This window comes from Novosphingobium sp., assembly GCF_030699305.1.
Lineage (GTDB): Bacteria > Pseudomonadota > Alphaproteobacteria > Sphingomonadales > Sphingomonadaceae > Novosphingobium.
This window is the reverse complement of sequence record NZ_JAUYNB010000010.1, coordinates 345,786-359,401: the sequence shown is the minus strand read 5'-3', so window position 1 is coordinate 359,401 and position 13,616 is coordinate 345,786. Positions and strand designations below refer to the sequence as shown.

Sequence of the window (13,616 nt, the reverse complement as noted above, 5' to 3'; positions counted from 1 at the left end):
GACCCAGCCCATGAGCACCGCAAACCCCGGCATGGACGCCGACGTCTTTGAACAGTTCATCGAACAGCTGCACCGCTATGTGCGGGACCGGCTGATCCCGGCTGAGCGCGAGATCATCGAAACCAACCTGATCCCCGACGATATCCTCAATGAAATGCGCGACATGGGCCTGTTCGGCCTGACCATGCCGGAAGAATTCGGCGGCGCGGGGATGAACGTCACGCAGTATGCGCAGACGATCCTGACGCTGTCCTATGCGATGCCCGCGTTCCGCTCGATCATTTCGATCAACATCGGCATGGTTTGCTCCGCGCTAAAGAACGGCGGGACCGAGGCGCAGAAGGCGCAGTGGCTGCCGCGCCTCGCCGCCGGGGAAATCGCCAGCTTCGGGTTGACCGAGCCGGGTTCGGGATCGGATTCCGCCGCGATGCAGACGATGGCGGTGCGCTCCGGCAACGGCTGGGTGCTCAATGGCACCAAACGCTACATCACCAACGCGCCGTTTGCGAAGGTCGCGCTGATCATGGCCCGCACCAACAAGGAAGCCCTGCCCAAGAACGCCCACGTTTCGGCGTTTCTGGTGCCGATGGATACGCCGGGCGTTTCGGTCGGCAAGTCGGACAAGAAGATGGGCCAGTCGGGCAGCCATATCGCCGACATCGTCATGGAAGACGTCCACCTGCCCGCCGACGCGCTGCTGGGCGACACCGAAGGGCGCGGCTTTGTGACCGCGATGCAGAGCCTCGACAACGGCCGCATCTCGGTCGGCGCGGCGGCGACCGGCTATGCCCGCCGCGCGCTCGACAGCGCACTGCGCTATGCCAACGAACGCAAGGCGTTTGGCGAGCCGATTGCCCAGTTCCAGCTGATCCAGCAGATGCTGGCCGACAGCGAGATCGAGATCTACGCGGCGGAATCGATGCTGGCCGACGTCACCGCGCGCGCCGACCGGGGCGAAAACGTGCTGCGCAAGGCCGCTGCGTTCAAGGTCTTCGCGTCCGAAATGTGCGGCCGCGTGGTCGACCGCGTGGTGCAGGTGTACGGCGGGGCGGGTTACCTCGCCGAATATGACGCCGAACGCTTCTTCCGCGATTCGCGCATTTACCGCATCTACGAAGGCACGACGCAGATCCTCCAGCTCCAGATCGCCAAGCACATGCTGCGCGAATGGGCGGCAGGGCAGGGCTGAGGCGATGTACCAGCTCCTCTCCGGGCTGTCGGTGATCGAGGCGTCGTCGTTCGTCGCCTCGCCCACGGCGGGGCTCTATTGCGCGCAGTTCGGGGCGGAAGTGATCCGGGTCGATTCCGTCGGCGGTGGGCCGGACTATCGCCGCTGGCCGGTGACGGTTGAGAACAGTTCGCTCTACTGGGAAAACCTCAACCGCGCGAAAAAGTCGGTCGCGCTCAACCTTGGCGTGCCCGAGGGGCGCGAGCTGCTGCAGGACCTGGTCCGCGCCACCGGCCAGTTCATCACCAACTTCCCGGCTGAGGGCTTCCTCAGCCACGCCAGGCTGGCCGAGGGCCGCGCCGATCTGGTAACGGTGCGGGTAATGGGCTGGGCCGATGGCGCGCCCGCGCTTGATTACACGGTCAACAACGCTGTCGGCTATCCGATGCTGACCGGGCCGGGACCGGACCCGGTCAACCACGTGCTGCCGGCCTGGGATCTGCTCTCGGGCGCCTATGCCGCCTTCGCGCTGCTCGCCGCGATCCAGCGCCGCACGGCGACGGGCGAGGGCAGCGAAGTGCGCATCCCCCTGTCCGACGTTGCCATCGGCACGGTCGCCAACCTCGGCGGGATCGCCGAAGTGCTCTACACGGGCGAGAACCGGCCGCGTCTTGGCAATGCGGTTTACGGCCTGTTCGGGCGCGATTTCGTGACTGCTGACGGCCAGCGCACGATGATCGTGGTCGTTACCCACCGCCAGTGGGCGAACCTGATCGCAGCGCTTGGTCTGAGCGATCAGATCGCCGCAATCGAGGCCGCACGCAGCGTCAGCTTCGCCGCCGACGACGGGCTGCGCTATACCCACCGCGATGCGCTCTATCCGCTGTTCGAAAGCGCCATCGGAGCGCACAGCCATGCCGATCTGGCCGCTGCGCTCGATGCCGCCGGGATCGTCCATTCGGCCTACCGCACCATGCACGATGCCGCGCAGGATCCGCGCCTGGTTGGGGGCAACCCGATGTTCAGCGCGTTCGACGCGAACCCATCCGGCTTTGCCTATCCCGCCGCCGGGGCTTTTGGCACCGTGCCGCAGCAGGAACGCGGCGCGCCTCAACCTGCCCCGCGCAATGGCCAGCACAGCGAAGAAGTGCTGACCGAGCGCCTCAAGCTCTCCTCGGGCGAAATCGCCCGCCTGATCGACACCGGAATCGTAGGAACCAGCCAATGACCCAGCTTCGCCGCGCAGCCATCGTCTCGCCCATCCGCACGCCTGTCGGCAAGTTCGGCGGGGCGCTGTCGTCCATGACCGCTGGCCAGCTGGGCGCGGTGATCCTGAAGGCGCTGATGGCGCGCACCAGGATCGATCCGTCGCGCGTGGACGACGTGGTGTTCAGCCAAGGCTATGGCAACGGCGAAGCGCCCTGCATCGGCCACTGGGCATGGCTGCTGGCCGACCTGCCGCAGGAAGTGCCCGGCTATCAGCTGGACCGGCGCTGCGGATCGGGCCTGCAGGCAATCATCAACGCGGCGATGATGGTCCAGACCGGCATGAGCGACGTGGTCGTCGCGGGTGGCTGCGAGAGCATGTCCAATGTCGAGCATTACACCACCGACATCCGCAAGGGCGTGCGCGCGGGCAACCTGACGCTGCATGACCGGCTGACCCGCGGCCGGGTGATGAGCCAGCCGATCGAACGCTATGGCGTGATTTCGGGCATGATCGAAACGGCCGAAAACCTCGCCACCGACTGGGCGATCAGCCGCGAGGCCTGCGATGCCTATGCCGCGCGCAGCCACCAGCGTGCCGCCGCCGCGTGGGAAAACGGGCTGTTCGCCGATGAACTGGTGCCGGTCGCCGTCCCGCAGAAAAAGGGCGATCCCGTCCTCTTCGCCCACGACGAAGGCTACCGCGCCGATGCCACGCTGGAATCGCTCGGCAAGCTGCGCCCGCTGGAAGGCGGCGTGGTGACGGCGGGCAACGCCAGCCAGCAGAACGATGCTGCTGCTGCGTGCCTGATCGTGGCGGAGGACAAGCTGGAGGAACTGGGGCTGGAACCCATCGCGTTCTTCCATTCGTGGGCGGCCGCCGGGTGCGATCCCAGCCGGATGGGTTACGGCCCCGTCCCCGCGACCGAACGCCTGTTCGCCCGCAACGGGCTGTCGTTCAGCGACATCGGCCTGATCGAGCTGAACGAGGCGTTTGCCCCGCAAGTGCTGGCCTGCCTGAAGGGCTGGGGCTGGTTGGACGATGACAGCCGCCACGATATCCTGAACGTGAACGGCTCGGGCATTTCGCTGGGCCATCCGATTGGCGCCACCGGGGGCCGCATCCTGGCCAACCTGACCCGCGAAATGCAGCGCCGCGACGTGCGCTACGGCCTTGAAACGATGTGCATCGGCGGCGGTCAGGGGATCGCGGCGGTGTTCGAGAAGGCCTGAACCATGCGCGACGCCATCGATCTGGCCCATGTCCTCGGCGCGGCACAGGCCTATCGCGCCGCCGCGCTGGACGCGCTGGCGCAGCGGCTGGCAACCCGCCGGATCGATGACGAACAACGCGCCGCGCACGGCTTTGCGTGGATCGCCACGAGCATCGCCGCATTGGAAGCGGTGCAGGATTGGCGGGCGGCGAACGGCGATGCCAACCCGCTCGACGCGCAAGTGGCCGAACTGGCCTTTGCCGAAACCGTGGCGCAACTGGTCGGCGGGCTGCCGATGGGGCAGAATGAGCTGGCCCGTCCGGCGGACCTGGGCCTGTCCCACGCCGCGCGCGATCTGGCCCATGCGGCCCGCGACCTGATCGAGGTGGACCATGCCCCCCTGCGCGCTGCCATTGCCGCCGCGCTCGCCAGCGGGCACTGGCCCAGCGAAACGCTGCACGACGCCGAACTCGACGCGATCCGCGACCAGTTCCGCAAGTTTACCGATGCCGAAATCCTGCCCCACGCGCACCAGTGGCATCTGGCGAATGACCTGATCCCCGATGCCACCGTGGCGGCAATGGCCGATCTCGGCACGTTCGGGGTGTGCATTCCGGAAGAGTTCGGCGGGCTGGGGCTGTCGAAACTGGTCATGTGTCTGGTCACCGAGGAACTGTCGCGCGGATGGATCGGCGCAGGATCGCTGGGCACCCGCAGCGAGATCGCGGGCGAGCTGATCGCGCTGGGCGGCACGGCGGAGCAGAAAGCGCACTGGCTTCCGAAAATCGCCAGCGGCGAAGTGCTGCCGACCGCCGTGTTCACCGAACCCGACGTTGGCTCCGACCTTGGCAGCCTGCAAACCCGCGCGCGGCGCGATGGGCCAGACAGTTCGGGCGACTGGGTCATCACGGGCTCGAAAACGTGGATCACGCACGCCAGCCGGTCCGACCTGATGACGCTGCTGGCGCGCACGCTACCGGATGCCAAGGGCTACTCCGGCCTGTCGATGCTGCTGGTCCCCAAGCCGCGCGGGACCGAGGCTGATGCCTTCCCGGCGGACGGCATGGCGGGGAGCGAGATCGAAGTGCTGGGCTATCGCGGGATGCGCGAATACGCGCTGTCGTTTGACGGAATGCGCGCGCCCGCTGACGCGCTGCTGGGCGGCGAACAGGGCCAAGGCTTCAAGCAGCTGATGCGCACGTTCGAAGGCGCCCGGGTCCAGACCGCCGCCCGCGCCGTCGGCGTGGCCCGCCGCGCGCTGGAACTGGGGCTGGACTATGCGCTCAACCGCAAGCAATTCGGCCAGCCCATCGCCGCCTTCCCGCGCGTGGCCGATAAACTGGCGATGAGCCTGTGCGACCTGATCCTGAGCCGCGAACTGACTTACGCCGCCGCCCGCGCCAAGGATTCCGGCAAGCGTTGCGACATCGAGGCCGGGATGGCCAAGCTGCTCGCCGCGCGTGCGGCGTGGAGCAATGCCGATGCCAGCCTGCAAATCCACGGCGGCAACGGTTACGCGCTGGAATACGAAATCAGCCGCGTGCTGTGCGATGCGCGTATCCTCAACATCTTCGAAGGCGCGGCAGAGATTCAGGCGCAAGTGATCGCGCGCGGGCTGGTGGGTGGACGCAACTGATGAGCGAATGGAACGACTGGATCGGCCGCACCGAAACCCGCATGGACCGGGTCGATCCGGGCATGGTCACCCGCTGGCTGGCCACGCTGGACCGCGCGGCACCCGCTGACGAGAGCGCGCCGCAAGGGCTGCACTGGTGCCTGTGCCTGCCCGATGCACCCACTGCCGCGCTGGGACCGGACGGCCACCCGCGCCGCGATGACAGCCCCGACAGCTTCCTGCCGCCCGTTCCCCTGCCGCGCCGGATGTGGGCGTCGAGCAAGGTCGAGTTCCACGCCTCGCTGCACCCCGGCGACAGCGTGACCCGCACCTCGCGCATCGCGTCGATCACCGACAAGCGGGGCGGTTCGGGCCGGCTGGTGTTCGTCGAGGTGGAGCATGAAACGCACAGCGCCAGCGGCCTGGCCGTGCGCGAGGTTCAGTCGATCGTCTACCGCGATGCCGCCGCCCCCGGCACGCCGCCCGCGCCGCCGCCGCCGGGGGATGGGCAGTTCGATCCCGCGCCGTGGGACGCGCACCGCGCGCTGACCCCGACCGAACCGCTGTTGTTCCGGTTTTCCGCGCTGACCTTCAACAGCCACCGCATCCACTACGACCTGCCCTATGCCACGGCCGAGGAAGGCTATCGCGGGCTGGTGGTCCACGGCCCGCTGACCGCCACCTTGCTGCTCGATCTGGTGCAGCGAGAGTTTGGTGACAACGCCATCAAAAGCTTCAGCTTCCGGGGGCTGTCGCCCGCAATCTGCGGCGAAATGCTGCACCTCGTGCTGCGCAGCAAAGATGGCGCAGCAGAGCTTGGCGCGTTCGCGGCGGACGGCCGTCAGGTGATGAGCGCCAGCGCCGCGGTTTAACCTTTGGGTAAGGTTCCGGTGCGATAAGCACCACATGGCCAAAGCCCTTGCCCTTGCCGCGAATCGGATCGCCCTGCCCGCCCCGGCGGAAGTGCTGCGTACCGGGATCGTCTGTGGCTGCGCCCTGCTGCTGATCGCGGCTGGACAGGCCCTGCCGGCCCTAGGCCTGTAACAGCCGCCACAGCGCGGCCAGCGCCGATACCCCCAGCACCGCGCCGGTAAACGTGCGCCACGCCGTATCGCTGACTTTGCCGAACGCGTGATTTCCCAGCCAGTTGCCCAGCAGCACCGCCGGGAACAGAATGAACGCCAGCACCGGTTCGCGCACGGTCGCCACCCCCAGCAAGCTGGCCGAAGCCACCCCGGCAACGCTGGTCGCCATGAAAATCGTCATCATCGACGCGCGGGCCAGTTGCGGCGAAATCTGGCGGCGCAGGTAATAGGGCACCACCGGCGGCCCCGGCATCCCGGCAAACCCGGTCAGTACGCCCGATGTGATCCCGGTCGTCCCGGTTTCCAGCGCGCTGGGTGCGTGATGTTCCGCCCGCTTGGGCAGCAGGACCAGCACAAATGATGCCAGGGCGATCAGCGCGATTCCCAGCCGCGCAATGGCGGGATCGGTGATGGCGAGCAGGTACACCCCCAGCGGGGTGAACAGCATCGCCAGACCGCCGATCACGTAAGCCGACTTTTCGCTGGTGCCCAGAATCTTGCGAATCCCGACCAGCCCGATCAGCACGCCGAGCCAGTTCGACACCACCACGGCTTCGGATGGCGGAACCGCCAGCCCCAGCACCGGGACCAGCAGGATCGCCATGCCGAACCCGGCCAGCCCGCGCACAAACGCCGCCGCCAGCGCCGCCGCGAGCGCGATGGCCATTTGTTCAGGCGATAGTCCGGCCAACAGCATCCCACTCTCCGTTCGTGTCGAGCGAAGTCGAGACACTTGCGCGCCGTGTCTCGACTTCGCTCGACACGAACGGGCGGGGGAGGGTTAACGCAGGTCCGGCGGGGTGGCTTCGCCCTTGAGCATGGCAATCGCTTCGGCCAGCGGCATGAAGCGCTGGCGTTCCTCGCCCAGCGTGCGGATCGCGACGGTGCCTTCCTCGGCCTCGCGCTTGCCGACCACCAGCAGGTGCGGAACCTTCTGCAGCGAGTGTTCGCGGACCTTGTAGTTGATCTTCTCGTTGCGCAGATCGGTTTCAACGCGGATGCCAGCGGCTTTCAGCTGCTCGGTCACGTCGCGGGCGTAATCGTCCGCGTCGGACACGATGGTCGCTACGACGGCCTGCACCGGGGCCAGCCACACCGGCAGCTTGCCGGCGTAGTGCTCGATCAGGATGCCGATGAAGCGTTCGTACGAACCGAAGATCGCGCGGTGCAGCATGACCGGGCGGTGCTTGCCGCCGTCTTCCGCGACATAGCCCGCGTCCAGCCGTTCGGGCAGCACACGGTCCGACTGGATCGTGCCGACCTGCCAGGTGCGGCCAATCGCGTCGGTCAGGTGCCATTCCAGCTTGGGCGCATAGAACGCGCCTTCGCCGGGGAGTTCTTCCCAGCCGTAGTGCTCGGTCGCCAGCCCCGCCTTGACCACCGCTTCGCGCAGTTCGGTTTCGGACTGATCCCACATTTCCTCGCTGCCGAAGCGCTTTTCGGGGCGCAGCGCCAGCTTGATCGCGTAGGTGAACCCGAAGTCCTGATAGATCCGGTCGGCCAGTGCGCAGAACGCCTGCACTTCGTCGACGATCTGGTCTTCGCGGCAGAAGATGTGCGCATCATCCTGCGTGAACTGGCGCACGCGCATCAGCCCGTGCAACGCGCCGTGCGGTTCGTTGCGGTGGCAGCAGCCGTTTTCGTAAATGCGCAGCGGCAGGTCGCGGTACGACTTGATCCCCTGACGGAAGATCAGGACGTGCGCCGGGCAGTTCATCGGCTTGAGCGCCATCCAGTCCGCTTCACCCGAAATCACCGGCCCTTCGTCATCGACGTTGGGCACTTCATCGGGGATCACGAACATGTTTTCGCGGTACTTGCCCCAGTGGCCGGACTGCTCCCACTGGCGCGCGTCCATGATCTGCGGGGTCTTCACTTCGCGGTAGCCCGCGCCATCGATCGCGCGGCGCATGTAGGCTTCCAGCTCGCGCCAGATCATGTAGCCCTTGGGGTGCCAGAACACGCTGCCGTGGGCTTCCTGTTGCAGGTGGAACAAGTCCATTTCCCCGCCCAGCTTGCGGTGATCGCGCTTGGCGGCTTCTTCCAGCCGGTGGAGGTGTTCTTCGAGCTGCTTCTTGTTGAGCCAGCCGGTGCCGTAGATCCGGCTGAGCATCGCGTTGTTCTGATCGCCGCGCCAGTATGCGCCCGACACGCGGGTCAGCTTGAAGGCATTGGGGTCCAGCTTGCCGGTCGCGGGCAAGTGCGGCCCGCGGCACATGTCCAGCCAGTCATCGCCCGACCAGTAGACGGTCAGCGTTTCGGCGTCGGGCAGTTCGGCGGCCCATTCGGCCTTGAAGCTTTCGCCCTGCTGCTGCCAGCGCGAAATCAGCTGCGCGCGGCTCCACTCCTCACGCCGCAGCGGCTTGTTCGCGGCGATGATCCCTCGCATCTGCGCCTCGATCGCGGGCAGGTCTTCGTCCGTAAAGGGCCGCTCGGCGGGCGCGAAATCGTAATAGAAGCCATCGTCGGTCGACGGGCCGAACGTGATCTGCGTGCCGGGAAACAGCGCCTGCACCGCTTCGGCCAGCACGTGGGCAAAGTCATGCCGGGCAAGGTCCAGTGCGTCCGCCTCGTCCTTCGCCGTGACCAGCGCCAGCGTGCAATCGCCGTCAAACGGCCGGGTCAGGTCGCGCAGTTCGCCATCGATGCGCGCGGCCAGCGCCGCCTTGGCAAGGCCGGGGCCAATCGCGGCGGCGACATCCGCCGGAGTCGACCCCACCGGCATTTCGCGGACGGAACCATCGGGCAGACTGATCTTGAGAAGTTGAGACATGACCCGCCCTTAGAGCATCGCGCCGAAAAGTGGGAACCGGTTTTCGGCAAAAAAGCGATGCGGCAGCGAAAAAACGCCGGGGCCAGGGGACGGCGCGCGCGCTTCCCCCAACCACTAGCCGAACGCGGCATCAGCTGCCCTGGAATTTCCGTTGCCCGGCCAGCACGGTCATCCGCTTTGATCCCGCCAGCGCCGTGCCGCGCTGGCGCACCGTTTGCAGGAACCGCCATTCGCTGTGCGCCGCCGTGGGGGTCAGTTCGACCGCCATGTAGCCGCGCTGGGCGGTATCGCACCATTGGAGCTGCGGGTTGGTCTGCACCGCGATCCGCGCCAGATCGGCGGGCTGTTTCCAGGCGACCGAGCTTTCCGAACCCGGCGAGGTGACGCTGTGCCCGGCCATTTCCACGCCCACGCGGGCGCCCTTGTGATCCAGGTCGAACGCCCAGGCATTGTGGCTGTCCCCGGCCAGCACCAGCAAGTTGGCATCGGCGGCCAGCGCCGCGCCGAACACCCGTTCGCGCGCGGCGGGATAACCGTCCCACGCGTCCATGTTCAGTGGCAGCCCCAGCTTGCTGCCTGCCACGGACGCCTGGATGCGCTGCTTCAGCCAGTCCGGCGCGGCCGACGACATCCCCTCGGCCACTTCCGCGCCCATGCTGAGCGAACCCATGATGATCTGCTGCGCCAGCACTTGCCATGGCTTGCGCGCGCGGGTCGATGCCTTGAGCCCGGCCGCCAGCCACGCCTCTTGCGTGGTGCCCAGCAGGGTGCGCGCGGGATCGCGCCAGGCCCCGTCGCGCAGCGCGGTCAGCGCGGCGTCGGTCTGCTCCGGCGCGGCGCTGCGGAACGCAGCCTGCAGATCGAGCGGCCTGGTCCGCGCGGTGTGGCGCGTTTCCAGCTTGAAGATCGTGGCCAGATTGCCGATTTCGTATGCGGCCCAGTCATCATCCGAAACCGGCATCCATTCACGCCAGGCGCGGTGCGATGCGGCCTTGCGCACGGCCCAGTCGCCTTCGCCGGGCTGGTGGTTTTCCGCGCCGTTCTGCCAGGCATCGTTGGCGGATTCGTGATCGTCCCACATCACCACCATCGGCAGGATCTGGTGAATCCGCTGCAAGTCCGGGTCGGACCGGTACGTCGCCAGCCGCTCGCGGTATTCGGCCAGCGTCACCGCTTCGGTCACCGGCAGGATGCGGCCCGGCTGGGTCTGCTTGGCGGTCGGATAGGTGCCGCGCTGATATTCATAGAAATAGTCGCCAAGGTGCAGCGCCAGATCGAAATCGGCATTTTCCGCCGCATGGGCATAAGCGTTGAACCAGCCAAAGCCATAGTTGGAGCAGGAAAACACCGCCATGCGAAAGCGCGGCACCCGGCCGACCGGCAAGGTCCGCGTCCGCCCGATGACCGATCGCGCGCCCGATGGCGCGACGAAGCGGTAGTAATACCACTTGCCCGGCGCCAGCCCGCGCACCCACGCTTTTACGCAGCCGTCGTTGGCGGGCGATGCGATCACGTCCCCCGCCGCCACGACTTTTGCAAATTCGGTGTCTTCGGCCACTTCCCAGACCAGCCGGGTATCGGCGCTGGCACCATAACGGGTCCACAACAGCACTTGCTGCGGCCCCGGTTCACCGCTGGCCACCCCGTGCGTGAATTCTCCCCCGCCAGTCGCGGCGGCGAGCGAGGCGGACACCCCCGTCAGCCCGATGGCACCCAGTTTCAGGATCCCCCGGCGGCTGACATGGGTCAGCGGGGCGCGTTCGGGCAGCGGCAGGCTCATCGACTTCTCCCTGATCGGTCGCGGCGGAAGTTATCCGGGTTTCGTGACAGCGCAATGGCATATCCCCGCCGGATGCGGCATGCTACGCGGCATGACTGAACCCCGCTTTCACGCTCTGCCCGATGGCCGCCGGATTGCCTGTCGGCACACGCCCGGAACCGGCCCGGCGCTGGTGTTCCTGCCCGGATACAAATCCGACATGGCGGGGAGCAAGGCCTGCGCGGTGTTCGATTGGGCGCGGGCGCAGGGGCGCGCCTGCCTGCTGCTCGATTATTCGGGCTGCGGACAAAGTGCCGGCACAGACTTCGGGGGCGATTTTGCCGATGGCACGCTCAGCCGCTGGCGCGACGAAGTGCTCAGCCTGATCGCGGCGCATTGTCCGGGGCCGGTCACGCTGGTCGGATCGTCGATGGGCGGATGGCTGATGCTGCTGGTCGCGCTGGCAATCCCCGGCCAGATCCACGCGCTGGTCGGGATTGCCGCCGCGCCCGACTTTACCGACTGGGGCACATCGCCGGAACGGCAGGCCGAACTGGCCGCGGGCCGGCGCGTGTTCGCGGACAATCCCTATGGCACGGAGCCGACCCCGACCCACCCCGGCTTCTGGGCCGATGGGCAGGCGCAGCGGCTGCTGGGCGGCGACATTGCGCTGACCTGCCCGGTGCGGCTGCTCCACGGCCAGCAGGATCTCGACGTGCCGTGGGACGTGTCGTTGCAGCTCGCTCAGCGGCTGTGTTCAGACGATGTGCAGGTGACCCTGATCAAGGACGGCGATCACCGCCTCAGCCGCGAGGCGGACATTGCGCTGCTGCTGCGGACCGTCGCAGCGCTGCCTTAGCATCTGCCGGAGACCCCATGGCCCCGCCCCTGATTCTGACGTCCCTGATCCTGCTGCCCCTGTTTGCCCCAGTTGGATTGGCGCAAGTCGGCCCCGGCCCGGCGTTGCCGCAGGCCCCGCTGGAGATCAAACGCAAGCCTGACCGGGTGATCGATACCCCCGCCCTGCCGCCCAGCCGGATCACCCAGTGCCTGACGCTGGCGCGCAGCGATCCGGCCGGTGCGGCGGAACAGGCGGAAACCTGGCTGGAAACCGCCACCGGATCGGCCCGGATCGAACCGGGCCACTGCCTGGGCGTGGCGCTGACCGGGCTGGGCCAGCTGGGCGAAGCCGAAGCCGCGTTCCTGGCCGCGCGGGACGATACCCCGGCGATGGAGCGTGCCAACCGCGCGCGACTGGGGACGATGGCGGGCAATGCCGCGCTCGCCGCTGGCTCTCCGGAACGGGCGCTGGCCGCGCTCGACGCCGCGCATGGTGAGGCGCTGGGGGCGGGCAACCCCAACCTCGCGGGCGAAATCTCGATCGACCGCGCCCGCGCGCTGGTCCTGCTGAAGCGCGAAGGCGATGCCGCCGCCGCGCTCGCCTCGGCGCGCACCAATGCGCCGGAAAACCCGGCGGGCTGGCTGCTGTCGGCCACGCTGTCGCGCCGTCAGGGCAATCTGGCCGAGGCGCAGGCCCAGATCGAACTGGCGGCGCAGCTGCTGCCGGTCGATCCCGAAATCGGGCTGGAAGCAGGCGTGATTGCCGCGCTGGCCGGGCGGGACGATGCCGCGCGGCGCAGTTTCCAGTCCGTCGTGCGCGCCGCGCCCGGCAGCCCGGCGGCAAAAGCCGCGCAAGGATACCTTGACCAACTGGGTCCGGACACGACACCATCGGGTCGATGACCGACTTATCCGTTCTTGACCTCGTCCCCATCCGCGAAGGCGGGACCGTTGCCGCAGCCATGACCGATGCCGCCGCGCTGGCGCAGTGCGCCGAACGCGCTGGATACAAGCGGTTCTGGGTGGCCGAACACCATGCGATGGACGGGATCGCGGGCGGGGCGGCAGCGGTCGTGCTGGCGCATATCGGCGCGGCGACCTCGACCATCCGGATCGGATCGGGCGGGATCATGCTGCCCAACCACAACCCGTTCGTGATCGCAGAGCAGTTCGGCACGCTCGATGCGCTCTATCCGGGGCGGATCGACCTGGGGCTGGGCCGCGCACCGGGAGCGGACGGACGGCTGGGGCAGGCGCTGCGCAAGGACCTGATGCGCGCGGCGGAGTATTTCCCCAACGACGTGGTCGAACTGCGCGCGCTGTTCACCGGCGATCTGGACTTGCCCTTGCGGGCAACGCCGGGTTACGGCGCGAACGTTGAATTGTGGATTCTGGGGTCCAGCCTGTTCGGTGCAAGCCTCGCCGCCGCGCTGGGCCTGCCTTATGCCTTCGCCTCGCACTTCGCGCCCGATTACCTCGATCAGGCGCTGGAACTCTATCGCAAGCAGTTCCGCCCCTCGGCCGCGCTGGACCAGCCGCACGCGATGGCGGCGATGACCGTGATCGCGGCGGATACCGACGAGGAAGCGGTGCTGCTCGCCTCGTCGATGGACCAGAGCTTCGTCGCGCTGCGCAGCGGCACACCGGGGCGGCTGAAGCCCCCGGTCCCCGGCTATCGCCAGACCCTGCCGCCGCAGTCGCTGGCGATGCTGGAACATATGCGCCAGGCCGCCGCCGTGGGATCGCCCGACACGGTGCGCGAAAGCATCGGCCGGTTCGTGGAGCGAACCCGCGCCGATGAGCTGATCGTGGCGGGCGCGACGTTCGATCCGGCGGCGCGGCACAAGTCACTTGAATTAACAGTCAAAGCGCTGGGTTAAGCTTAGTTCCCTAGGGGCAAACTGGTTGCAGCGGAGACCGCTTCGCTCTACATTGCGCAAATATGCTACGTCAGAT

The 13,616-nt window shown here is 67.6% G+C and carries 12 protein-coding genes; 9 read left to right on the top strand and 3 right to left on the bottom strand.

The genetic code is table 11. From position 1 onward, the window contains the following. Positions 1 to 10 precede the first annotated feature (10 nt). The 6 genes from Q8Q53_RS04520 to Q8Q53_RS04495 are packed head-to-tail and all read left to right on the top strand — an operon-like array spanning position 11 to position 6,247. Complete coding sequence (locus Q8Q53_RS04520; RefSeq protein WP_305700557.1) at positions 11 to 1,189, top strand: acyl-CoA dehydrogenase family protein; 1,179 nt, start codon at positions 11 to 13, stop codon at positions 1,187 to 1,189. Positions 1,190 to 1,193: 4 nt separating this feature from the next. Continuing rightward, positions 1,194 to 2,396 carry a CoA transferase gene (locus Q8Q53_RS04515; RefSeq protein ID WP_305700556.1) on the top strand — a complete coding sequence of 401 codons (1,203 nt, stop codon included), beginning with the start codon at positions 1,194 to 1,196 and terminating at the stop codon, positions 2,394 to 2,396. Then, a complete protein-coding gene (locus Q8Q53_RS04510; protein WP_305700555.1) occupies positions 2,393 to 3,607 on the top strand; it encodes an acetyl-CoA C-acetyltransferase in 1,215 nt (404 codons plus the stop codon). Before Q8Q53_RS04515 ends, Q8Q53_RS04510 begins: the two co-directional genes overlap by 4 nt. A gap of 3 nt (positions 3,608 to 3,610) precedes the next feature. Continuing rightward, positions 3,611 to 5,224, top strand: coding sequence for an acyl-CoA dehydrogenase family protein (locus Q8Q53_RS04505; protein ID WP_305700554.1), 1,614 nt, complete (start codon positions 3,611 to 3,613; stop codon positions 5,222 to 5,224). Next, positions 5,224 to 6,075: a MaoC family dehydratase N-terminal domain-containing protein gene (locus tag Q8Q53_RS04500; RefSeq protein ID WP_305700553.1), complete on the top strand. Its 852-nt coding sequence runs from the start codon at positions 5,224 to 5,226 to the stop codon at positions 6,073 to 6,075. Before Q8Q53_RS04505 ends, Q8Q53_RS04500 begins: the two co-directional genes overlap by 1 nt. 34 nt (positions 6,076 to 6,109) lie before the next feature. Continuing rightward, entirely contained in the window at positions 6,110 to 6,247 is a 138-nt protein-coding gene (locus Q8Q53_RS04495) for a hypothetical protein (RefSeq protein WP_305700552.1), read from the top strand. Here the strand turns inward: Q8Q53_RS04495 and Q8Q53_RS04490 are convergent. From Q8Q53_RS04490 to Q8Q53_RS04480, 3 genes are all read right to left on the bottom strand, one after another. Then, positions 6,236 to 6,955, bottom strand: coding sequence for a sulfite exporter TauE/SafE family protein (locus tag Q8Q53_RS04490; protein ID WP_305700551.1), 720 nt, complete (start codon positions 6,953 to 6,955; stop codon positions 6,236 to 6,238). The two genes, Q8Q53_RS04495 and Q8Q53_RS04490, sit on opposite strands and share 12 nt — an antisense overlap. A 114-nt stretch (positions 6,956 to 7,069) precedes the next feature. Next, positions 7,070 to 9,061, bottom strand: a complete 1,992-nt coding sequence (gene thrS / locus Q8Q53_RS04485; protein WP_305700550.1) for a threonine--tRNA ligase — start codon at positions 9,059 to 9,061, stop codon at positions 7,070 to 7,072. Positions 9,062 to 9,191: 130 nt separating this feature from the next. Continuing rightward, positions 9,192 to 10,841, bottom strand: coding sequence for an alkaline phosphatase (locus Q8Q53_RS04480; RefSeq protein WP_305700549.1), 1,650 nt, complete (start codon positions 10,839 to 10,841; stop codon positions 9,192 to 9,194). 91 nt (positions 10,842 to 10,932) lie between these two features. On the opposite strand from Q8Q53_RS04480, the gene Q8Q53_RS04475 reads away from it, so the two are divergent. The 3 genes from Q8Q53_RS04475 to Q8Q53_RS04465 are packed head-to-tail and all read left to right on the top strand — an operon-like array spanning position 10,933 to position 13,540. Continuing rightward, a complete protein-coding gene (locus tag Q8Q53_RS04475; protein ID WP_305700548.1) occupies positions 10,933 to 11,679 on the top strand; it encodes an alpha/beta fold hydrolase in 747 nt (248 codons plus the stop codon). Positions 11,680 to 11,696: 17 nt separating this feature from the next. After that, the gene (locus Q8Q53_RS04470) at positions 11,697 to 12,563 is read left to right on the top strand and encodes a hypothetical protein (RefSeq protein WP_305700547.1); all 867 of its coding nucleotides are present in this window, start codon (positions 11,697 to 11,699) and stop codon (positions 12,561 to 12,563) included. Further along, entirely contained in the window at positions 12,560 to 13,540 is a 981-nt protein-coding gene (locus Q8Q53_RS04465) for an LLM class flavin-dependent oxidoreductase (RefSeq protein ID WP_305700546.1), read from the top strand. The genes Q8Q53_RS04470 and Q8Q53_RS04465 overlap by 4 nt, the downstream gene beginning before the upstream one ends. The last annotated feature ends 76 nt before the right edge of the window (positions 13,541 to 13,616 follow it).